The organism is Stutzerimonas kunmingensis, from assembly GCF_002929225.1.
Lineage (GTDB): Bacteria > Pseudomonadota > Gammaproteobacteria > Pseudomonadales > Pseudomonadaceae > Stutzerimonas.
On record NZ_PISM01000020.1, the window covers coordinates 317,058 to 339,277 of the forward strand.

Sequence of the window (22,220 nt, forward strand, 5' to 3'; positions counted from 1 at the left end):
GCGCCCGAGCAAAGCCATCAGACGAGAGCATAGCGAGTCCGGAACGTGAATCTGCTGCAGCACATCGCCCAATCCAGAAGCCTGCTACGGAAGTCGGAGCTGAAAGTGGCCGACCATGTCCTGCTCGATCCGGCGTCGGTGATGCACAGTTCCATGGCCGACCTGGCCCACGTGGTCGGCGTCAGCGAACCCACCATCGTGCGCTTCTGCCGCGCCATCGGCTGCCTGGGTTTTCAGGATCTCAAGCTCAAACTGGCGCAGAGCCTGGCGGCTGGCGCCAGCTTCGGTCAGTTCGCCATCAGCGAGAACGATTCGGTGGCTGACTTCGCCTTGAAGATCTTCGACACCACGCTGCACACGCTGATGGAAGTGCGCGAGCGGCTCGACCCCGAAGCGCTGCAGCGCGCCATCGCTGCCATGGCCAAGGCCGAGCGCGTGGAGTTCTACGGTTTCGGCGCATCCGGCGCGGTGGCCACCGACGCCCAGCACAAATTCTTCCGCCTGCTGCTGTCAGCTGCCGCCTATTCCGATCCGCACATGCAGGCCATGTCGGCGGTGACGCTCAAGCCCACCGACGTGGCGATTTGCATCTCGCAGTCCGGTCGCTCGAAGGATCTGCTGATCACCGCCAACGTGGTGCGTGAATCCGGCGCGACGCTCATCACCCTGTGCCCGAGCCAGACGCCGCTGGCCGAGCTGGCCACCATCAACCTGGCAATCGACGTACAGGAAGACACCGAGATCTACACCCCGCTGACCTCGCGTATCGCTCATCTGGTAGTGATCGACGTGTTGGCGATGGGTGTTGCCATGGCCCGTGGACCGAGTCTGGTCAATCACCTCAAGAGCGTGAAGCGCAGCCTGCGCAGCCTTCGCCTGTCGCCGCAGAAGGTCAAGACGCACGACGACTGAGGCGCCGCTGCACCTTCACGGTCGCGTAATCGCCCTGACTTCAGGTTGTCATCCATGACGTCGATGCTGATCTCTCCTTACCTGTTCTGGGAGATCGCCTCATGCTCCGGCACACCGACGACAGCAGCCAGCTCGACAGCAAGTCCCGTCGCAAACAGCAGGATGAGCGGCGCATGCGTTTTCGCCGCGCCATCGAAAGCTATACCGAGCAGCGTCAGCTACATGCCGAGCTGAACGACTACGCCGATGCGCTGGTGATCAGCTCGCTGCGCTCGTCGTCGGCGAGCCGGCGAAGCGCTCCGCCAGCGCACTGATCTGCGCGCGCTCTTCACGGAGGAAGGCGAAGAACGCCTGGGCCACCGGACTCAGGCGCTTGCCGCGCGAATGCACCACGCACCAGCTGCGATATAGCGGCAATTCCTCGACCGGCAGCTCGCGTAGCAGCCCGTTGGCCAGCTCCAGATGCACCGCATGGCGTGGCAGCAGTGCCAGGCCGAGCCCGGCCACCACGCATTCGCGCAGCGCATCCAGCGAGGCGACCTGGATGGTCTGGGCGAAATGCGCGCGCTTCTGGCGCAGGTAGTCCTCGCCGGCCCGTCGCGTGCCCGAGCCGGGCTCCCGCACCAGCAGGGGATAGTCCGTGAGGTCCTGCAGGGACAACGTGGCGGCGTTGCACAGCGGATGGTCGGGTGGCGCCACGGCGATGATCGGGTTGTTCAGGAAGGGCATGAACTCCAGGTCCATGTCGGTAGGCACCTGAGACATGATCAGCAGGTCGTCACGGCTCACCGACAGGCGCTTGACCGCCTGGGCATGGTTGACCACCACCAGTTGCAGGCTGACCTCAGGGTGCAGGCGCTTGAATGCGGCGAACAGGTGCGGCGTGACGTACTTGGCGCTGGATTCAACCGCCAGGTTGAGCTGGCCCTGCAACGAGCCCTGCAGATCCGAGAGCTGCATGTCGAGGCTGTCCAGGCGACCGAAGATGTCGGTACTGGCGCGCTGTAGCGCCTCGGCCGCATCGGTCAGGTAGAGCTTCTTGCCGAGGTACTCGAAAAGCGGTTGACCGACCAGTTCCTCGAGCTGCCGAATCTGCAAACTGACGGCGGGCTGGGTCAGTGCCATTTCCTCGGCGGCACGGCTGTATGAGTGCGTTTCGCACACGGCGCGAAATACCTGAAGCTGGCGCAATGTCATGCGCATCAGCGATTTTCGCATCACGTTCTCCGCAAAATTATTGAAGCGTAGCCCCGTTGCACCGTTGCCGGCGGCGCTGACCGTTCGGCCAGATTAGTGCTGCTCAGGGTGCATCTATAAGTAATTACTTATTCTCAAGCAAACAATTATTCATTTTCAGTAATCCCCCCGGCGGGCGTAGGGTGAAACGGCTCGTTGCAAATGCGAGTGATCATGACCCGCACGCGGGTCCCCTGCTCAACGATCCGAGGGAAGACAGCGTGATCAAGAAGCTGCTGATCGCCAACCGCGGGGAAATCGCGGTGCGCATTGTCCGCGCCTGTGCCGAAATGGGTGTCCGCTCGGTGGCGGTATTCTCCGAAGCCGACCGCCACGCGCTGCACGTCAAGCGTGCCGACGAGGCGCATTTCATTGGCGAAGACCCGCTGGCCGGCTACCTGAACCCGCGCAAGCTGGTGAACCTGGCTGTGGAAACCGGCTGCGATGCGCTGCATCCAGGCTATGGATTTCTTTCCGAGAATGCCGAACTGGCGGAGATCTGCGCCGAACGTGGCATCCGCTTCGTAGGCCCCAGCGCCGAAGTCATCCGCCGCATGGGCGACAAGACCGAAGCGCGGCGCAGCATGATCAAGGCGGGCGTGCCGGTCACGCCGGGCACCGAGGGCAACGTCGCCGATCTTGCCGAGGCGCTGCGCGAAGCCGAGCGTATCGGCTATCCGGTGATGCTCAAGGCCACCTCCGGTGGTGGCGGTCGTGGCATTCGCCGCTGCAACTCGCAGGCAGAGCTGGAATCGGCCTATCCGCGAGTGATCTCCGAAGCGACCAAGGCCTTCGGCAGTGCCGAAGTCTTCCTGGAAAAGTGCATCGTCGAGCCGAAGCACATCGAGGCACAGATCCTCGCCGATTCGTTCGGCAACACTGTGCACCTGTTCGAGCGCGACTGCTCGATCCAGCGCCGCAACCAGAAGCTCATCGAGATCGCCCCGAGCCCGCAGCTTACCCCCGAGCAGCGCGCCTATATCGGCGACCTGGCCGTGCGTGCGGCCAAGGCGGTGGGTTACGAGAACGCCGGCACCGTGGAGTTCCTGCTCGCCGATGGCGAGGTGTACTTCATGGAAATGAACACCCGGGTGCAGGTGGAACACACCATCACCGAGGAAATCACCGGGATCGATATCGTCCGCGAGCAGATCCGCATCGCCTCCGGCCAGCCGCTGTCGGTCAAGCAGGAGGACATCCAGTATCGCGGCTTCGCCCTGCAGTTCCGCATCAACGCCGAGGAGCCGCGCAACGACTTCCTGCCCTGCTTCGGCAAGATCACCCGTTATTACGCGCCGGGTGGCCCCGGTGTGCGCACCGACACGGCGATCTATACCGGCTACACCATTCCGCCGTATTACGACTCCATGTGCCTGAAGCTAATCGTCTGGGCGCTGACCTGGGAAGAGGCACTGGCCCGTGGTTCGCGAGCACTGGACGACATGCGCGTACAGGGCGTGAAGACCACCGCCACCTATTACCAGCAGATTCTCGCCAGTCCGGATTTTCGTAGCGGCCAGTTCAACACCAGCTTCGTCGAGAACCACCCGGAACTGCTGAACTACTCGATCAAACGCAAGCCGGGCGAGCTGGCCCTGGCCATCGCTGCCGCCATCGCCGCCCACGCAGGACTGTGAGGAACGAACCATGACTGCTCAGAAGAAAATCACCGTTACCGACACCATCCTGCGTGACGCCCATCAGTCGCTGCTGGCCACCCGCATGCGCACTGAAGACATGCTGCCGATCTGCGAAAAGCTCGACCGTGTCGGCTACTGGTCGCTGGAAGTCTGGGGCGGCGCCACGTTCGACGCCTGCGTACGCTTCCTCAAGGAAGACCCTTGGGAGCGCCTGCGCCAGCTCAAGGCCGCGCTGCCCAACACCCGCCTGCAGATGCTGTTGCGCGGGCAGAACCTGCTCGGCTACCGCCATTACAGCGATGATGTGGTCGATGCGTTCTGCGCCAAGGCGGCGGAGAACGGCATCGACGTGTTCCGCATCTTCGACGCTATGAACGACGTGCGAAACCTGGAAACCGCGATCAAGGCCGTGAAGAAGACCGGCAAGCACGCCCAGGGCACCATCGCCTACACCACCAGCCCGGTGCATACCGTCGAGTTGTTCGTCGAGCAAGGTCGGGCGATGCGCGACATGGGCGTCGACTCCATCGCCATCAAGGACATGGCCGGCCTGCTCACGCCGTTCGCCACCGGCGAGCTGGTGCGCGCGCTGAAGGCCGAGATCGACCTGCCGGTGTTCATTCACTCCCACGACACGGCTGGCGTCGCCAGCATGTGCCAGCTGAAAGCCATCGAGAACGGCGCCGACCACATCGACACTGCCATTTCCTCCATGGCCTGGGGCACCAGTCATCCCGGCACCGAATCCATGGTTGCCGCGCTGCGCGGCACGCCCTATGACACCGGCCTCGATCTGGAGCTGCTGCAGGAGATCGGCCTGTACTTCTACGCGGTGCGCAAGAAGTACCACCAGTTCGAAAGCGAATTCACCGGCGTCGATACCCGTGTGCAGGTCAACCAGGTGCCGGGCGGGATGATTTCCAACCTGGCCAACCAGCTGAAGGAGCAGGGTGCGCTCAACCGTATGGATGAAGTGCTCGCCGAGATTCCGCGCGTGCGCAAGGACCTCGGCTACCCGCCGCTGGTAACCCCGACCTCGCAGATCGTCGGCACCCAGGCGTTCTTCAACGTGCTCGCCGGCGAACGCTACAAGACCATTACCAACGAGGTGAAGCTCTACCTGCAGGGCCGCTACGGCAAGGCGCCGGGCACCATCGACGCCAAGCTGCAGCGCCAGGCCATCGGCGGTGAAGAGATCATCGACGTGCGCCCGGCCGACTTGATCAAGTCGGAGCTGGACAAGCTGCGCCAGGAAGTCGGTGCGCTGGCCAAATCCGAAGAAGACGTGCTGACCTACGCCATGTTTCCCGACATCGGCCGCAAGTTCCTCGAGGAGCGTGAGGCCGGTACGCTGGTACCGGAAACACTGCTGCCGATCCCTGACGGCAGCACCGCGACCGCTGCAGGCGGGCAGGGCGTGCCGACCGAGTTCGTCATCGATGTGCACGGCGAGACCTACCGCGTGGATATCACCGGCGTCGGCGTCAAGGGCGAAGGCAAGCGGCACTTCTTCCTTTCCATCGATGGCATGCCGGAAGAGGTGGTGTTCGAGCCATTGAACAACTTCGTCGGCGGCAGCGGCGGCGGTCAGCGCAAGCAGGCCAGCGGTCCGGGCGACGTCAGCACCAGCATGCCGGGCAACGTGGTCGACGTGCTGGTCAAGGAAGGCGACGTGGTCAAGGCTGGCCAGGCCGTACTGATCAGCGAAGCGATGAAGATGGAAACCGAGATTCAGGCGCCCATGAGCGGGACGGTCAAGGCCGTGCATGTCGCCAAAGGTGACCGGGTGAACCCGGGCGATGTCTTGATAGAGATCGAGGGCTGAGTGAAGGGTGGCGTGGCGGTCTGATCACGTCACGCCAGCGTCGTTTCGACTGTTTTGGCCGCGCTGCGCAAGCATGCGCGGCAGCCAGCGGAACGGACGGCGCGGGCAGTGTGTCCCCTTTGGGAGCCCTTGCGGCTCCTTTTTTTCGAGCCAATGTCTGCCAGGGATCGGTCCATTGTCCAAGCTGTGGAGACTGTAGATGGGTATCGACCCAGTAGTGCTGTTCTTCGTGTTCGGCCTGTTTGCGGGCCTGGTGAAGAGCGAGTTGAAGCTGCCGCCGGCGCTCTACGAGACGCTGTCGATCATCCTGCTGCTGGCGATCGGTCTGCACGGTGGTGTGGAGCTGGCCGAACAGGCCAGTGCGGCGCTTCTGGGGCAGTCGCTGCTGGTGCTGGGGCTGGGCGTGTTGCTGCCGATCCTGGCCTTCATCCTGCTGCGCGGGTTGCGCTTCGACAGGGTCAACGCGGCGGCGGTGGCGGCGCACTACGGTTCGGTGAGCGCTGGTACCTTCGCCGTCGTGGTGGCCTATCTGGCGGCGCGGGAAATCTTCTTCGAAAGCTACATGCCGCTGTTCGTGGCGATTCTCGAAATCCCGGCGATCCTGGTCGGCATTCTGCTGGCCAAGGGCGTGTCGCGCGATACCGACTGGAAGGAACTGGGCCGCGAGATCTTCCTTGGCAAAAGCATCATGCTGCTGCTCGGTGGCCTGCTGATCGGTGCGATCGCCGGCAAGGAGGCCATTAAACCGCTCGAACCGCTGTACACCAGCATGTTCAAACCGGTGCTGGCGTTCTTCCTGCTGGAGATGGGCCTGATCGCCTCCGGCCAGCTCGGCTCACTCAAGCGCTACGGCTTCAAGCTCGCTGCCTTTGCGCTGCTGATGCCGCTGATCGGTGCGCTGATCGGCGCCCTGCTGGCGCGCTTCATGGGCCTGTCGCTGGGCGGTACGGCGATGCTCGCCACGCTGGCGGCGAGTGCCTCGTACATTGCGGTGCCAGCGGCGATGCGCCTGGCGGTACCGGAAGCCAATCCGTCGCTGTCGCTGACCGCGTCGCTGGGCATCACCTTTCCGTTCAACATCCTGATCGGCATTCCGCTCTACCTGGCCCTGGCCGAGCGGCTGATCGCCTGGGGGTTCTGAGATGAACGCGCACAATCGTACGCTGCTGACCGTGATCTGCGAGGCAGCGCTGGAACACAAGCTGGAAGCCGACCTGAAAAACCTGGGCGCTCCGGGCTGGACCCTGTCGGACGCCCGTGGCAGCGGCAGCCGCGGGGTGCGCAGCGCCGGCTGGGATACCGACGGCAATATCCGCCTGGAGGTGATCTGCAGCCGCGAGATCGCCGAGCGTATCGCCGAGCACCTGCAGGCGCGCTACTACGAGAACTTCGCCATGGTCTGCTACCTGGCCGAGGTGAAAGTGCTGCGGCCCGAGAAGTTCTGACCGCGCGCTGTGATGCCCCTCGGCCGGCGGGCGTCCACCCTGGACTCAGGACCGATGGAGCCTTCGATGCACGCCCTGCTGCAGGAAATTCTCGACGATGTACGCCCGCTGCTCGGGCAAGGTCGCGTGGCCAGTTACATCCCGGCGCTGGCCGACGTGCCGCCCAACCAGTTGGGTATCGCCGTGTGCAGTGCCGAGGGCGAGATTTTCGAAGCCGGCGACGCGCAGACGCCGTTCTCGATCCAGAGCATTTCGAAAGTGTTCAGCCTGGTGCAGGCCATCGCCCATCGCGGCGAGTCATTGTGGGAGCGGCTAGGCCACGAGCCTTCGGGGCAGCCGTTCAATTCACTGGTGCAGCTCGAGTTCGAACGCGGCCGCCCGCGCAACCCGTTCATCAACGCCGGGGCGCTGGTGATCTGCGACGTCAACCAGTCGCGCTTCGCCACCCCGGAGCTGTCGATGCGCGATTTCGTCCGGCACCTGTCCGGCAACCGGCAGATCGTCTCCGACACCCGCGTCGCCGAATCCGAATACCAGCACCGCGCGCGCAATGCGGCCATGGCTTACCTGATGCAGGCCTTCGGCAACTTCCACAACGATGTCGAAGCGGTATTGCGCAGCTATTTTCATCACTGTGCGCTGCGTATGAACTGCGTCGACCTGGCCCGCGCGTTCGCCTTTCTCGCCCGCGATGGTGCCTGCCCGCAAAGCGGCGAGACGGTGCTGGCTCCGCGCCAGGCCAAGCAGGTCAACGCGATCATGGCCACCAGCGGGCTGTACGACGAGGCGGGCAACTTCGCCTATCGCGTCGGCCTGCCCGGCAAGAGCGGGGTGGGCGGCGGCATCGTCGCGGTGGTGCCGGGCCGCTTCACCGTCTGCGTCTGGTCGCCGGAGCTCAACGCCGCGGGCAATTCGCTGATCGGCATGGCCGCCCTCGAGGCGCTGTCGCAGCGTATTGGCTGGTCCATCTTCTGACGCGCCGTCGCGGCGGCGCCTACCCTTCGAATTCCTCTGGAGAGAACCAAGCATGAATGACGGCAAGAAGAGCGAAACCGCCCAGGAGGCCCTCGAACACATCGTCTCGGGCGTCAAGCGCTTCCGCGAAGAGGTCTATCCCGAGCAGCGCGAGCTGTTCGAGAAGCTCGCCTACGAGCAGACGCCACGGGCGATGTTCATCACCTGCGCCGATTCGCGAATCATCCCCGAGCTGATCACCCAGAGTTCGCCCGGCGACCTGTTCGTCACCCGCAACGTCGGCAACGTGGTGCCACCCTACGGGCAGATGAATGGTGGCGTGTCGACCGCCATTGAGTTCGCCGTGATGGCGCTTGGCGTGCAGCACATCATCGTCTGCGGCCACTCCGACTGCGGCGCGATGAAGGCGGTGCTCAACCCGGCTCAGCTGGAACGCATGCCGACGGTCAAGGGCTGGCTGCGGCATGCCGAGGTGGCGAAGATCGTCGTCGAGCAGAACTGTGGGTGCGCCGACCACAACACCCTTGGCATCCTTACCGAGGAGAACGTGGTGGCCCAGCTCGACCACCTGCGCACGCATCCCTCGGTGGCAGCGCGGCTGGCCAGCGGTCAACTGTTCATCCACGGCTGGGTGTACAACATCGGGACCAGCGAAATCCGCGCCTACGATGCCGAGAAGGGCGAGTTCCGCCTGGTCGGCGACGGCCCGCTGCCGATGGCCACGCCGCGGGCGCGCTATCAGGTGAGCTGAAGCGCTTCCGGGCGGTTTCGGTCTGCTGACGAGGCGCGGGGTCAGCGACCGCCGGCCAGCGTCGTGCCGCGCTCCTGAATCAGATAGCACAGGTCAGGGGTCTTGCTGCAGCCGGCGTAGCCTTCGGCGATCACGTCCTCGAGCGCCTTCTGCAGGCGTTTGACCACTTCGTCCGGCGTATCAGGGCTCAGTGCCAGATACAGCGGTTCGCTGCGATAGCTCAGCGCGATGCGCAGCTGGCTCTCGTCGACGCCCTGCAGCCGCGCGTAATGACGCCACACCGGGTCGGCCACCGCCCACAGGTCGATGCGCCCGGTCAGCAGTTTGCGCAGGTTTTCGGCGTCGTTGAGGCTGTTGCTGGTGGCGATGCCCTGGCTTTCCAGGAACAGGCTGACGCTGCCGTTGGCGTGGCCGCCGATCTGGTAGCCCTGCGCCTGCTCCAGACTGTCGAACTTCAGGCCACTGTCGGCCGGCGCGAGCAGCACGCTGGCGTGATGGGCCAGCGGCCCGACCCACTTGAACTGTCCGGCGTTCTGCGGCGTGCGCGCCACCGAGAACAGACCGTGGGCGGGCTGCTGCTGGGTCTGCTCGTAGAGTCGGCTCCAGGGGCCGCGCAGGGTCAGGTTGTAGGCGATGCCGGCGCGGCGGAAGATGTCGCGCACCGTATCGGTGCCGATGCCTTCGATGTTGTCACCGCGGGCGAAGGTTTTGCTGTTGGGGCCCATGTTGAAGGGCGGGAAGCTGTCGGTTTGCAGGGTGATTTCGTAATTGGCGGGCAGTTCGGCCTGGGCGGCGAATGCTGCACCGATGAGCAGGGCGAACAGCGCCCCGGCGGTACCGGATCTGGCCATGGCATCGGCTCCTTGACGCTTTTCTTGTTGTTGTCGGCGTAAGCAAGGGTAGTGGTGCGGCGGGCACACTGCCAGCCAGCTGCGCCTGCCGTGCGCGGCAGCGCGCATTTTCTGGCTGTTCAGCCGGCCATTTCGCCGCACAGATCGCGGCCGAACCAGTGTTCCACCTGGGCCTGATCGAGGCCGGCGGCGAGCAGGGCGAACAGCTTGCCCAGCGCCGCTTCGCGGGTCATGCCGCCGCCGGAGATCAGCCCGGCATCGCGCAGGCCGCTGCCGGTGGCATAGACGTCGAAATCGACATGGCCGCCTGGGCACTGGCTGATCGCCGCCAGCACCACGCCCTGGCGGTGCGCCTGGCGCAGCGCCGCGATGAAATCGACGTCGTCGGCCGGCCCGGTGCCGCTGCCGTAGCATTCCAGCAGCAGCGCCTGGGCACCGCTGGCCACCAGCGACTGGACCTGGGCCGCGCCGACGCCGGGATACAGCGGCAGCACCATGACCTGCGCCGAGCGCTGCGGCAGCAATGCCGGCGCTCGCTCGGCGGTGGCGTTCGCCAGGCGCTGGCGCGGCGCTTCGGCGAAGGCATCGAAGGCGTCGCTGCGCAGCTTGCTGACCCGCGCACCGTGCAGCAGCGCACCGTTGAAGTACAGCTGCACACCTTGCACCTGCCCGGCCTGCAGCGCGCGCATGGCGCCGAACAGGTTGGGCCAGGCATCGCTGCCCGGGCTTCCCGCCGGCAGCATGGCGCCGGTGAGCAGCACGGGGATCTCAATATCCAGCAGCAGGAAGGACAACGCAGCGGCGCTGTAGGCCAGGGTATCGGTGCCGTGCAGCAACAGCACCGCATCGCAGTCGCCCTGCGCCACGGCATCGCGGACGGCGGACGCCATCTGCAGCCAGTGGGTCGGCTGCATGTTAGCGCTGTCCAGCAGCGGTTGCAGTTCGCGGAAGGTCCAGCTCGGCAGCGGCCCGGCTTCCAGCGCCTGCTGCGCCCGCAGGCGAGCTTCGAAGCCGGAGGCTGGCATCAACCCGGCGGCGCTCTGTTGCATGCCGATGGTGCCGCCGGTGTAGAGCACCAGCAGGCGTTCGATTGATTGATTCACACGCGCTCCTCGCTCGTTCGGCGCAGACCATCAGAAATACAGGCGGATGGGGCCAGCCCCGTGCGCGGTTGCGCAGAGGGCTGGCCGGTCGCGTCGGAGCGCTTAGCGGCGCTCGGTGGTGTCGGGTGTGGCGGGCATGTTCGCCTTCCACACGGCCGGGTCGAGATCCAGGTCGGCGAAGTCCTTCGGATCGAGCACGGGTTGCTCGATGCCGGCGCGGATCTGGCGGTCGTAGTCGCGCATCAGGCGCAGGCCGACCTTGAACAGCAGGGCCACGGCGATCAGGTTGGCGATGGCCAGCAGACCCATGGTCACGTCAGCGAAGGCGAACACGGTGCCCAGGTCCTGCACCGAACCCCAGAGCACAAGGATGACCACCAGGATGCGGTAGATCACCACCGGCATGCGCTTCTCGGTGAAGAAGCCCAGCGCGTTTTCACCCAGATAGTAGTTGTAGATCAGCGTGGTGAAGACGAACAGCAGCAGCGCGATGCTGATGAATACCCGACCCCACTCGCCAACCACGGCCGCCATGGCGGTCTGGGTCAGCACCACACCGGCCTGGTCCATACCCGGCTCGTAGACGCCCGAGAGCAGGATGATCAGCGCCGTGCAGCTGCACAGAATGATGGTGTCGATGAACACCGAGAGCGACTGCACGATGCCCTGCGCCACCGGGTGCTTGACCTCGGCGACCGCGGCGACGTTCGGCGCGCTGCCCAGGCCCGCCTCGTTGGAGAACAGGCCACGCTTGACGCCCATCAGGATCGCCGCGCCAATGCCGCCGGCGAAGGCCTGCTCCAGGCCGAAGGCGCTGCGGAAGATCAGGCCGAAGGTTTCCGGCACGGCACCGAAGTTGCTGCCGATGACGAACAGCGCCATGCCCAGGTAGGAGAAGGCCATGACCGGCACCAGTACGTCGGCCCACTTGGCGATACGGCGGATGCCGCCGAAGATGATGCCGGCGATCACCAGCGTCAGCGCGATGCCGCTGGCCACGGTCGGCACGCCAAAGGTGTCATGCAGCGAGCTGGCGACGGTGAACGACTGCACGGCGTTGAAGCCGAAGCCGAAGGTCATCAGCAGCAGGATCGAGACGACGATGCCTAGCCAGCGCTGGCCGAGTCCGTGCTGGATGTAGAAGGCCGGGCCGCCGCGGTAGGTGCCGTCCGGCTCGCGACGCTTGTACAGCTGCGCCAGCGAGCACTCGAAGTAGCTGGTCGCCATGCCCACCAGCGCCACCACCCACATCCAGAAGATCGCGCCCGGGCCGCCGAGCATGATCGCCACCGAGACGCCGGCGATGTTGCCGGCGCCGACGCGGCCGGCGACCGAGAGCATCAGGGCCTGGAAGGAAGAGAGCTGTCCCGGCTGACGCTCGAAGGCGTGGCCGAAGATGCTGAACATGTTGCCGAAATAACGGAACTGGACGAAGCCGGAGCGAATCGTGAAGAGCAGACCGAGGCCGATCAGCATGACGATCAGCAGCTTGCTCCAAATGAGGTCATTCAGAAGGTTGAGCATGGCAATGTTCACCTTGTTGTCGTTGTTAGGGTGCCGGCGCGCGCCGCTGCGCCGTGCAAGCGGGGGATGTTTCAACAGTAGCGACGACAGGACAATTTCGCAGGTGGCCGCGATGTGACGCGACCTGATGCTAGAATGGCGACACTCGCGCCAACCGTCAGGGCATCCCATGACCTCCCACCTCGCCGAAAACCTCAAGCTGCTCTGCAGTCACTACCGCTCGATTGCCGAGGTGTGCCGCAAGCTGGCAATCAATCGGGCGCAGTTCAACAAGTACCTGGGCGGGCAGAGCCGTCCCACGCCGTTCAACCTCAAACGCATCGGCGACTTCTTCGGGGTCGAGGGCTACGAGCTGGAAATGCCGCCCGAGCAGTTCGCCCGGCTGGTCGGGGCGCGCCATCCGGAAGCCCAGGCGCTGCCGCGGACCGATCCGCTGCTGGCCCTGCTGCAGCCGTTGCGCGAGCACGCCGCGAGTCTGTCGCGCTATTGCGGCTACTACTTCGAATACGCCAACTGCATGTCGGTGCCGGGCAGCATCCTGATCTCGCTGGTGCATCTGCGCGAGGAAAACGGCCTCTACCTGTTCGAGCGTCAGGAGCGCCAGGAACGCGCCAGCCCTACCCTCGGCCACGCCGAGGACTGGGTACGCTGCCGCTACCTGGGCGCGGCGTTCGGCCTGCAGGACCGACTGTTCCTGATCGACTACGAGTCGCTGACGCTCAACGAGATGAGCCAGACCATCCTCATTCCCAGCTTCAAGAGCCGCATCACCCGTCTTAACGGAATGAAGACCGGCGTCTCTTCGGGCGACCGCCGCACGCCAGCGTGCACCTCGGTGGTGTGGGAATACCTGGGCCGCGAGATCAACCGTGTCAGCGCCTATCGCCAGGTGATGCTCTACAGCCCGGACGACCCGCGCATCGACCTGGACATCCGCGAGCGCCTGGCGACGCCGCATGTGGAGAACGGGCTGTTCGGCATTGAGTAGAGACGACGGTTCATGCTCGCGACGGGATGGCTGTGCGGGAACTGCGGATTGGTCGACAGGGAATCACGGAAACTTCGGCTAACGTGCTCACATGGACCCGCGTGAGCGGTCATTGGGTCGTAATGTATCAGGGATGAAGCATGCGCCTGTTGGTCTTGGTGTTCTTGGGCTTCACGGTCGCTCTAGCCATCCGTGATGGCCTTGGACGTGTCGCATCGCTCGTTGCGTCCGTCCCCGAGCGGGGGCAGCTTGTTCAACAGTTAGTCGAGGTCGAAGGCCTCGATGTCCGGTCGTTTTGCAGTTCGCTTCGCCAGAAGAGCTGTCGTTGGGAAATGGTCGTCCGCGTCGAGGGTGGGCGCATCCTTCGACTGTTTCTGGATCCCCTGCTGCACTCTGGCGATGAGCGCTACGCACTGTTGCAACCGGGAGACAAGCTGCGGTTGGGTTTGTCTGGCGACGTGGCCTACACCTTGGTACGCGTGAGCGCGAAAAATCCGTTGCCCGGTCTCGCGCCTAGCGTCACGTTGCTCGGCGAAGCCCAGCTGCGTGAATGGCGTGCGGATATCGTATGGCGTGGATATCTGTGGCTGGCGGTGGACTTCGTTGTCGTGTTCTTCGCTTTTCGCACCCTTAAGCGCATGCACCTGGCTGCAAGTGCAGTTCTATGCCTGTCTTGTACAGCGTTGCTCACGGTCGTTTCAATCTGGGGCGCGCGTCCCGGCCCTCTACCGAAAGAACATGAACTGATCGATCAGCCGATTACCGCCGCAGCGGTTGGTACACGGCTAAGCTGTCGCGCTGCTCGGCTAGGTTCCCGGAGACACTGCGAGCCGCAACAATTCATCGCCGATTCTGATGGGAAGATGTGGCCTATAGCCTATCCGGGCACGTCAGTACTGACACCCGAACGGGGGCGCGACTTACTTCTGGGGACCAGGTTCGATGTTGTCTATCGAATCAAGAACGCTCCCAACGAGAGCAGCGAGCGCAACTGCAGCTTTCGTCAGCATCCGTTGTCGAGGGAGCGAAAAATCGTCTGGATGTGCGATGACGATGCGGCTGAGCGATACGTCAGGGCAAGGGATCCTGTAAAGGCTCTGGTTGATCGGCTCCCAGGTATTTCGAAGTTGGATCCCCTGCCCTTTGAATGGACCCGGTACGCCTACCGCCAAGCTAGGGCAGCTCATAACGACATAGTGTTTTTTGGGATGCTTATCCCGTTGGGCGCGTGGCTGTTCTGGTTTCTCTACCGAAATGGCGCAAGCGTTGGGGTGAAAGGCGGGCGCTGAACCTTTCAGTTGCCTTGGAACAGTCAGGAACCATGGCGCCCGTCACTGCAGCTCATCTACGCGATCAGGATGCGGCTAGATCTTCACACCACCAGCGGTGCCAGGCGTGGCGCGATCATGTTTTCCGGGCGCAGGATCTCGGCGAGCATGGCGTCGTCGAGCAAGCGCTCCTCGCGCACCAGCTCCAGCACACTGCGGCCGCCGAGCAGGGCCTCACGAGCCAGGCGGGTGCTGTTGTCGTAGCCGATGTAGGGGTTCAGTGCGGTGATCAGGCCAATGGAGCTTTCCATCAGCTCGCGGCAACGGTCTTCGTTGGCAGTGATGCCTTCGATGCAGTGCTCGCGCAGCATGTCCATGGCGCGCTGCAGCAGGCGGATCGAATCGAACAGCTTGTAGGCGATCAACGGTTCCATGACGTTGAGCTGCAGCTGCCCGCCCTCGGCGGCCATGGTCAGCGCGAGGTCGTTGCCGATCACTTCGAAGGCGACCTGGTTGACCGCTTCCGGGATCACCGGATTGACCTTGCCCGGCATGATCGAACTGCCCGGCTGGCGCGGCGGCAGGTTGATCTCGTTGAAGCCGGTGCGCGGGCCGCTGGAGAGCAGGCGCAGGTCGTTGCAGATCTTCGACAGCTTCACCGCCAGGCGCTTGAGCATGCCGGAGAACAGCACGAACGAGCCCATGTCCGAGGTGGCTTCGATCAGGTCGGCGGCCTGGCGCAGCGGCTGGCCGCTGATCTGCGCCAGGCGCTGCACGGCAATGGCCTGGTAGCGGGGGTCGGCATTGATGCCGGTGCCGATCGCGGTGCCGCCGAGGTTCACTTCCAGCAGCAGCTCGGGCGCGAAGCCGCGCAGATGTTGCAGATCCTCGCCGAGGGTGGTGGCGAAGGCGTGGAACTCCTGGCCGAGGGTCATCGGCACGGCGTCCTGCAGCTGGGTGCGGCCCATCTTCAGCACGTGGGCGAAGGCATGGCCCTTGCCGGTCAGCGACTGGCAGAGGCTCTCCAGGCTGGCGAGCAGGGTGTCGTGGCCGAGCAGCAGGCCCAGACGAATCGCCGTCGGATAGGCGTCGTTTGTGGACTGCGCCATGTTCACGTCGTTGTTCGGGTGCAGGTACTGATACTCGCCCTTGGCGTGGCCCATGGCCTCAAGGCCGAGGTTGGCGATTACTTCGTTGGCGTTCATGTTGGTCGAGGTGCCGGCGCCGCCCTGGATCATGTCCACCACGAACTGGTCATGGAATTCGCCGCGAATCAGTCGTGCACAGCCCTGGCTGATTGCCACGTGCTTGGCTTCGGGCAGGTAGCCCAGCTCGCGGTTGGCGTCTGCGGCGGCCTGCTTGACCATCGCCAGGGCGACGATCAGTTTCGGGTAATGCGCCAACGGCACGCCGGAGAGGCGGAAGTTGTGCAATGCGCGCAGGGTCTGGATGCCGTAGTAGGCGTCGGAAGGAACTGGGAGGGTGCCAAGCAGGTCTTTTTCGACTCGCGATGATGCAACTTCGGACATGATGGTAATGTGGCTTCGGTAGGCGCAGGCAGTGCTGCAGTGCGCCTAAAATAAGGCTTTCAGGTGTTTGGCGGCCAATGCCGTTGGCGGCTGCCCTATGCCGAAACGGCATAATGTGGCTGTGACTTTGTGTCGGTCGCAATCGTATCGAGGGATGTTCAGGTGAATCTGGAAACCAAGTGGCTGGAGGATTTCGTGGCACTGGCGGCGACCCGCAGCTTCTCCCAGGCCGCGCAACGCCGCTTCGTCACGCAGCCGGCCTTCAGCCGGCGGATACGCTCGCTGGAAGAGGCGCTCGGCCTGCAACTGATCAACCGCTCGCGCACGCCGATCGAGCTGACCGAGGCCGGTCAGCTATTCCTGGTCAGTGCGCGCAACATGGTCGAACAGCTCGGCGAAGTGGTGCGCCATCTGCACCACGTCGAGGGCCAGCAGGGCGAGGTGTTGCAGATATCCGCCGCGCACTCGCTGGCGCTGGGCTTCTTCCCGGCATGGATCGCCGGCCTGCGCCACGACGGGCTGAACATCGCCACCCGACTGATCGCCACCAACGTCGGCGAAGCCGTGCATGTGCTGCGCGAGGGCGGCTGCGACCTGATTCTCGCCTACTACGACCCGGATGCCGCCTTGCAGCTCGACCCGGAGCTGTTTCCCTCGCTGCACCTGGGCCGCACCGAAATGCTGCCGGTCTGCGCGGCGGGTGCCGACGGCGCGCCACTGTATGACGTCGACAGCGGCCAGACCGTGCCGCTGCTGGCCTACAGCGCCGGCGCCTTTCTCGGTCGTTCGGTGAATCTGTTGCTGCGCCAGCGCGCGTTGCGTTCGACCACTGTCTACGAGACGGCCATGGCCGACAGCCTGAAAAGCATGGCGCTGCAGGGGCTGGGCATCGCCTGGGTGCCGCGGCTGAGCGTCGAACCCGAGTTGCAGCGCGGCGAGCTGGCGATCTGCGGCAGCGAGCAATGGCGGGTGCCACTGGAAATCCGTCTGTATCGCTGCTCGCTGATGCGCAAAGGCGCGGTGCGCTTGCTCTGGCGAAGGTTGGAAAACCGTGCCGCGGAAGCCCAGCGACAGTCGGGCGAAGCAGCGGGTTAAAGCGTTCTGCGCAGCCAAATGAGCGTATCAAGCGGCTAACTGCACACATTTTGTTGCGTCGTGCAGGGCAACTTTTTCTGGCGGTACTGTCTTAGCTGAGCAATCCGAGCCGTGGCCAGGCCGGACCCAGCCAAGGACAGACAGCCGTGAACCACGACTCCGACGCCACCGTGCCCGCTGCGGACGCGGTCTTTGCTATACCCGACCCGGCGACCACCAGCATCGCGCCCTTCACCCTGCATGCCGCGCTGACCCGAATTGCGCAAGGCGCGCCCGATCGACCGGCGGTGCTTTCGACCCGCTTCGCGCCGCTGGACCATCGCGGCCTGCAGCAGATGATCGAGCAGACCCGTCGCCAGTTGCGCCTGGCCGGCTTCGGCCGCGACGCGCGGATCGGTGTATTGCTGCCGGAAGCCCCGCAGGCGGCGGTCGCGATCATTGCCATCGCCTGTTCCGCGGTTGCCGTACCGCTCGATCCGCGCCTCGGCCCGGCCGAACTGGACCAGTTTCTCCAGCAGCTGCCGCTCGATGCCCTGCTGATCAGCAGTGACGGCGATCAGCAGGGCCGGGCGGCCGCCGAGCGCCACGGGCTGACGCTGATCAGTGCCGAAGCGGCCGCGGACGGCAGCCCGGCGTTACAGCTCGACATGCCGCTGGCTGCACAGCCGGCCGCCGATGATCTGCCCGAGGCAGACGCTCCAGCGTTCATCCTGCGCAGCTCCGGCACCACGGCGTTGCCCAAGCTGATTCCCTTCACCCATCGCAACATGCTGACCGCCGCCCGCAAGTGGCAGCGCTGGTTCGGCCTGGATGGCGGCGACCGCTGCCTGTGCGTATCGGCGCCCTATTATTCCCACGGGCTGAAGGTCACCATTCTCACGCCGCTGCTCACCGGCGGCAGCGTAGCCTTTCCGCTCAGCCCGGCGGTGGTGGACCTGCACGAGTGGTTCGAAAGCCTGCGGCCGAGCTGGTATTCCGCCGGCCCAGCGTTGCACCGCGCAATTCTCGAAGCGGCCAGCGCGCACCCCGAAGGGTTGGGCACGCAGCGGCCGCGCTTCGCCTCATCCGGCGGCGCGCCGCTGGGACAGGACATCATCGATGCCTTCGAGCAGACCATGGGCTTCCCGGTGCTGGAACACTACGGCTCCAGCGAGGCCGCGCAGATCGCCGTTAACACCCCGGCCGAGCGCAAGGCGGACACGGTCGGTCGGCCCTGGCCGGAAACCCTGAGCATCGTCGACGAGAACGGCAACCCGCTGGCGGCCGGCGAGCGCGGCGAGATCCGCGTGCGTGGCGCGACGGTGATGCCTGGCTATCTCGGCGATGACACGCTCAACCGCGAGGTGCTGCGCGACGGCTGGTTCCACACCGGCGACATCGGCAGCCTCGACGAGGACGGCTTCCTGCGCCTGCATGGACGCCTGCGGGAAGTGATCAACCGCGGCGGCGAGAAGGTCAGCCTGCCGGAAGTCGATGCGGTGCTGTTGCGCCATCCGGCGGTGGCCGATGCAGCGGCGTTCGCCGTGCCGCATCAGCGCCTCGGCCAGGACGTCGCCGCCGCCGTGGTGCTACGCCCTGGCATGCAGGTGGCGGCCGAGGAGCTGCAGCGCTACCTGCGGGGCGAGCTGGTGTACTTCAAGGTGCCGCGGCGCGTGCAGATCATCGAAGCCTTGCCGCGTGGCTTGACCGGCAAGGTGTTGCGGCATCGGCTGGCGGATGCCTACCTCGAGCAGCGCAGCGCGCGGGCCAGGGCCGCGGCGGTGGCCGAGGCGGCGTCCGAACTGGAGCAGCAGGTGCTGGCGCTGTGGCGGCGACTGCTGAAAACCGAGGCGGTCGGCCCGAACGACAACTTTCTCGATTGTGGTGGTGACTCGCTGCTGGCCACCGAAATGCTTGCCGAGCTGGAGCAGATGCTCGGGCGGGTGATCCCCGAATCGTTGCTGGTCGAGGCGGAGACTGCCCGCGAGCTGGCAGCACGCCTGGAGAATCTTGCCAACCACATCATTCCGGTCATCGATTTCAACGCTCAGCCAGGGCGCACGCCGTTGTTCTGGTTCCACGGCGATTTCGCCCATGGCGGCTACTACATCCGTCGCCTGGCCCGGCTGCTCGGCCCGCAGCAACCGCTGACCGCCATCGCCCCGCATGGCATGGACAACGAGCCGATACCAGAGTCGGTGCAGCAGATGGCGCGTGAACGTCTGCCGCTGATCCTCGCGCGCCAGGCGCAGGGACCGTACCGCATCGGCGGCTACTGCAACGGCGCGCTGGTGGCCTTTGAGGCCGCTCGTTTGCTCATCGAGGCGGGCCATGAGGTGGAGATCGTCGCTCTGATCGATCCGCCCACCGCCAATGTTCGCCCGTGGTCGCGGGCCATCCTGCGTACCCTCGACCGGGTGCTGCCGGACATGCACCTTGCTCGCGCCTACGAGGCGCTCAGCCGTTTCGGTGAAACCAGCAAGTGGCCCTATCCCAAGCGCTTCGCCAACCTGGCCTGGAAGCTGTCGCGGCGCAGCGTGCGCATGGTGCAGCAGCGGCTGGCCGGTGACGTGCCGGCACCACCCACCGCGCGTGATCGTGAGGTGCGCGTGCGCTTCCTGCAGTACTCGCTGGTAATGGCGCGCTACCTGCCCCGGCGTATCGACGCGCCGGTGGTGTATTTCTCCGCCGACTACACCAGTCGCGCCTGGCGCGACATGGGGGCTAGCTTCGAGAGTTACGACGTGCTCGGCGGCCATCATCGCTGTGTCAAGGACTACACCGCCTCCATCGCCACGCCGCTGCGCGCGCTGCTGGAGGAACCGGCTGCGGCAATGCCTGGTCAGAGCGGCTTGATGTTGCCGCTGGCCGAGCCGGGCGAGCGCGATGGTCTGGTGCCCTGATCATGCTCGCGTCGACCCCAGCGCTGCCGCGCAACTTCCCGAGTCACCCGGTAACAGGAGTAACCGCATGAAACGCTCGATCGCCACCGTGTCGCTGAGCGGCACCCTGCCGGAGAAGCTGGAGGCCGCCGCGGCGGCTGGATTCGATGGCGTCGAGCTGTTCGAGAACGACCTGCTCTATCACTCCGGCAGCCCGCAGGACATCCGCCGCCTGTGCGAGGACCTGGGCATTGCCGTCACGCTGTTCCAGCCGTTCCGTGATTTCGAGGGCTGCCCGCGGGCGCGCGTGCAGCGCAATCTCGATCGCGCCGAGCGCAAGTTCGACCTGATGCACGAGCTGGGCGTCGACCTGATGCTGCTCTGCAGCAACGTCCAGGCCGATGCGCTGGGCGATAACGAGACGCTGGTGGGTGACCTCGGCCAGATCGCCGAGCGTGCCGGTGCACGCGGGCTGCGCGTGGGCTACGAGGCGCTGGCCTGGGGCCGCCACGTGAAGACCTGGCGGCAGGTCTGGTCACTGGTACAACAGGTCGACAATCCTGCACTGGGGGTGATTCTCGACAGTTTCCATACGCTGGCGCTGGGCGATGACCCGAGCGGCATTGTCGATATCCCGGGCGAGCGAATCTTCTTCGTACAGCTCGCCGATGCGCCGCTGCTGGCAATGGATGTATTGCAGTGGAGTCGGCATTTCCGTTGTTTTCCCGGTCAGGGCGAATTCGACCTGGCGGGCTTTCTCGCACCTGTGCTGCAGGCCGGCTACAGCGGCCCGTTATCGCTGGAAGTGTTCAACGATGGCTTCCGCGCTGCGCCGCCGCGAGGCATCGCCGCCGACGGCCTGCGTGCGCTTCAGCACCTGGAAGAGAAAACCGGGCAACGTCTGAGTGCCTCGACCAGCCCGGCGCTGGCGCAAACGCTGTTCGCGCCAGCGCCGGCACCGCGCTACGAAGGCATCGATTTCCTCGAGTTTGCGGTGGACGAGCCGCACGCCGTGCGCCTCGGCAGCTGGCTGCAGCGTCTTGGCTTCGCCCATGTCGGTCAGCACCGCTCGAAGGATGTGCAGCTGTTTCGCCAGGGCGAGATCAATATCGTGCTCAACGCCGAGCCCTATTCGTTTGCCCACAACTACTTCGAGGCGCATGGCCCTTCGGTGTGCGCCATGGCGCTGAAGATCGACGAAGAGGGGCCGGCGCTGGCGCGTGCCTGCGCCTTTGGCGGCCAGCCCTACCGTGGCCTGATCGGGCCGAACGAGCGGCAGATTCCGGCCGTGCGCGCGCCGGACGGCAGCCTGATCTATCTGCTTGAGTCCGGCGCGCCAGGGCAGAGCAACTACGACATCGACTTTCGCCTGCATGCGGTCGGCCCGAAGGATGCGGGCTTGCAGCGTATCGATCACATGGCTACCGCGCTGCCGGCCGAAAGCCTGGCCAGCTGGGTGCTGTTCTATCGCAGCCTGTTCGATTTCGAGGCCGACAACGAGCTGCTGCTGCCCGATCCCTATGGGCTGATGAAGTGCCGCGCCATGCGTAGCCCCTGCGGTCGCGTCCGGCTGCCGCTGAACACCTCGCAGGATCGCGACACCGTGATCGCCCAGGCGCTGTCCAGTTATCGTGGCGCCGGGGTGCACCACGTGGCGTTCGCCTGCGACGACATCTTCGCCGAGGTCGCTCGGGCGCAGGCGGCCGGGGTGCCGCTGCTGGAAATCCCGCGCAACTACTACGACGATCTGGCGGCGCGGTTCGATTTCGACGACGCGCTGCTCGCTGAGCTGGCGCGCTACAACGTGCTCTACGACCGCGATGCCGAGGGTGGCGAGCTGTTCCACGTCTACACCGAACCGTTCGAAGGTCGCTTCTTCTTCGAGATCCTGCAGCGCTGCAATGGCTACACCGGCTACGGCACCGCCAATGTCGCGGTGCGCCTGGCGGCGATGGCCAAGCAATGCCGCCGCTCGGCTCCCAGCGCCACCAGCGTCGCCAGCGCCTGCTGAAACGACGGCGAACTCGACCGCCAGGCTCCAGTGGCCTGTTTGGTAAGTTCAGTTGGTCAATTTCGGTGCCCATGGCCCCCGATACTGCATTGCTGCTCCTTGCCATAGCCCAGCTATGACTCGTCGCAGCGCCTTGTCTCGGACCCATGTTCATCCGAACTTGCCTCAACCAACTCACCGCACAGGCCACTAGCTCGACGCCGCGA

At 65.0% G+C, this 22,220-nt stretch carries 18 protein-coding genes; 13 read left to right on the forward strand and 5 right to left on the reverse strand.

The window, feature by feature from the left end; translation table 11 throughout:
- Positions 1 to 45: 45 nt before the first annotated feature.
- Positions 46 to 912: a transcriptional regulator HexR gene (gene hexR / locus CW305_RS16140; protein WP_014822039.1), complete on the forward strand. Its 867-nt coding sequence runs from the start codon at positions 46 to 48 to the stop codon at positions 910 to 912.
- Positions 913 to 1,013: 101 nt separating this feature from the next.
- Positions 1,014 to 1,226 carry a PA3496 family putative envelope integrity protein gene (locus CW305_RS16145; RefSeq protein WP_041754611.1) on the forward strand — a complete coding sequence of 71 codons (213 nt, stop codon included), beginning with the start codon at positions 1,014 to 1,016 and terminating at the stop codon, positions 1,224 to 1,226.
- On the opposite strand, the gene CW305_RS16150 is transcribed toward CW305_RS16145, so the two are convergent.
- On the reverse strand, positions 1,171 to 2,130 hold the full coding sequence (locus CW305_RS16150) for a LysR family transcriptional regulator (protein WP_046618086.1): 960 nt from the start codon (positions 2,128 to 2,130) through the stop codon (positions 1,171 to 1,173). The two genes, CW305_RS16145 and CW305_RS16150, sit on opposite strands and share 56 nt — an antisense overlap.
- A 239-nt stretch (positions 2,131 to 2,369) precedes the next feature.
- Here CW305_RS16150 and CW305_RS16155 point away from each other — a divergent pair, with 239 nt between their 5' ends.
- The 6 genes from CW305_RS16155 (at position 2,370) to CW305_RS16180 (ending at position 8,784) form a co-directional block, all read left to right on the forward strand.
- Positions 2,370 to 3,785 carry an acetyl-CoA carboxylase biotin carboxylase subunit gene (locus tag CW305_RS16155; protein WP_044313965.1) on the forward strand — a complete coding sequence of 472 codons (1,416 nt, stop codon included), beginning with the start codon at positions 2,370 to 2,372 and terminating at the stop codon, positions 3,783 to 3,785.
- A gap of 10 nt (positions 3,786 to 3,795) precedes the next feature.
- Positions 3,796 to 5,613 carry a sodium-extruding oxaloacetate decarboxylase subunit alpha gene (gene oadA, locus CW305_RS16160; RefSeq protein ID WP_104098397.1) on the forward strand — a complete coding sequence of 606 codons (1,818 nt, stop codon included), beginning with the start codon at positions 3,796 to 3,798 and terminating at the stop codon, positions 5,611 to 5,613.
- Positions 5,614 to 5,812: 199 nt separating this feature from the next.
- Positions 5,813 to 6,754: a sodium-dependent bicarbonate transport family permease gene (locus tag CW305_RS16165; RefSeq protein ID WP_042922987.1), complete on the forward strand. Its 942-nt coding sequence runs from the start codon at positions 5,813 to 5,815 to the stop codon at positions 6,752 to 6,754.
- Position 6,755: 1 nt separating this feature from the next.
- Entirely contained in the window at positions 6,756 to 7,058 is a 303-nt protein-coding gene (locus CW305_RS16170; RefSeq protein ID WP_104098398.1) for a P-II family nitrogen regulator, read from the forward strand.
- Between the two features lie 66 nt (positions 7,059 to 7,124).
- Complete coding sequence (gene glsB / locus CW305_RS16175; protein ID WP_014822033.1) at positions 7,125 to 8,033, forward strand: glutaminase B; 909 nt, start codon at positions 7,125 to 7,127, stop codon at positions 8,031 to 8,033.
- A 52-nt stretch (positions 8,034 to 8,085) separates the two neighbouring features.
- The gene (locus CW305_RS16180) at positions 8,086 to 8,784 is read left to right on the forward strand and encodes a carbonic anhydrase (RefSeq protein ID WP_014822032.1); all 699 of its coding nucleotides are present in this window, start codon (positions 8,086 to 8,088) and stop codon (positions 8,782 to 8,784) included.
- A gap of 41 nt (positions 8,785 to 8,825) precedes the next feature.
- Here the strand turns inward: CW305_RS16180 and CW305_RS16185 are convergent, their stop codons facing one another.
- The 3 genes from CW305_RS16185 to CW305_RS16195 all read right to left on the reverse strand — a co-directional run bounded on the left by CW305_RS16185 (position 8,826) and on the right by CW305_RS16195 (position 12,262).
- Positions 8,826 to 9,635: a substrate-binding periplasmic protein gene (locus CW305_RS16185; protein ID WP_104098399.1), complete on the reverse strand. Its 810-nt coding sequence runs from the start codon at positions 9,633 to 9,635 to the stop codon at positions 8,826 to 8,828.
- Between the two features lie 119 nt (positions 9,636 to 9,754).
- A complete protein-coding gene (locus CW305_RS16190; RefSeq protein WP_104098400.1) occupies positions 9,755 to 10,738 on the reverse strand; it encodes an asparaginase in 984 nt (327 codons plus the stop codon).
- Between the two features lie 102 nt (positions 10,739 to 10,840).
- Complete coding sequence (locus CW305_RS16195) at positions 10,841 to 12,262, reverse strand: alanine/glycine:cation symporter family protein (protein ID WP_104098430.1); 1,422 nt, start codon at positions 12,260 to 12,262, stop codon at positions 10,841 to 10,843.
- Positions 12,263 to 12,431: 169 nt separating this feature from the next.
- On the opposite strand from CW305_RS16195, the gene CW305_RS16200 reads away from it, so the two are divergent.
- Together CW305_RS16200 and CW305_RS16205 are read left to right on the forward strand one after the other, a co-directional pair.
- Complete coding sequence (locus tag CW305_RS16200; RefSeq protein WP_041015381.1) at positions 12,432 to 13,250, forward strand: helix-turn-helix domain-containing protein; 819 nt, start codon at positions 12,432 to 12,434, stop codon at positions 13,248 to 13,250.
- A gap of 140 nt (positions 13,251 to 13,390) precedes the next feature.
- Positions 13,391 to 14,539 (forward strand): hypothetical protein, encoded by a 1,149-nt coding sequence (locus CW305_RS16205; RefSeq protein WP_104098401.1) that lies wholly within the window; start codon positions 13,391 to 13,393, stop codon positions 14,537 to 14,539.
- An 83-nt stretch (positions 14,540 to 14,622) separates the two neighbouring features.
- On the opposite strand, the gene CW305_RS16210 is transcribed toward CW305_RS16205, so the two are convergent.
- The gene (locus tag CW305_RS16210) at positions 14,623 to 16,047 is read right to left on the reverse strand and encodes an aspartate ammonia-lyase (protein ID WP_104098402.1); all 1,425 of its coding nucleotides are present in this window, start codon (positions 16,045 to 16,047) and stop codon (positions 14,623 to 14,625) included.
- Positions 16,048 to 16,209: 162 nt separating this feature from the next.
- Between CW305_RS16210 and CW305_RS16215 the strand changes: the two genes are divergently transcribed.
- The 3 genes from CW305_RS16215 (at position 16,210) to CW305_RS16225 (ending at position 22,014) form a co-directional block, all read left to right on the forward strand.
- On the forward strand, positions 16,210 to 17,142 hold the full coding sequence (locus CW305_RS16215; RefSeq protein WP_042923004.1) for a LysR substrate-binding domain-containing protein: 933 nt from the start codon (positions 16,210 to 16,212) through the stop codon (positions 17,140 to 17,142).
- A gap of 146 nt (positions 17,143 to 17,288) precedes the next feature.
- On the forward strand, positions 17,289 to 20,024 hold the full coding sequence (locus tag CW305_RS16220) for an AMP-binding protein (protein ID WP_104098403.1): 2,736 nt from the start codon (positions 17,289 to 17,291) through the stop codon (positions 20,022 to 20,024).
- Between the two features lie 67 nt (positions 20,025 to 20,091).
- Positions 20,092 to 22,014, forward strand: coding sequence for a bifunctional sugar phosphate isomerase/epimerase/4-hydroxyphenylpyruvate dioxygenase family protein (locus tag CW305_RS16225; RefSeq protein WP_104098404.1), 1,923 nt, complete (start codon positions 20,092 to 20,094; stop codon positions 22,012 to 22,014).
- Positions 22,015 to 22,220: the final 206 nt, after the last annotated feature.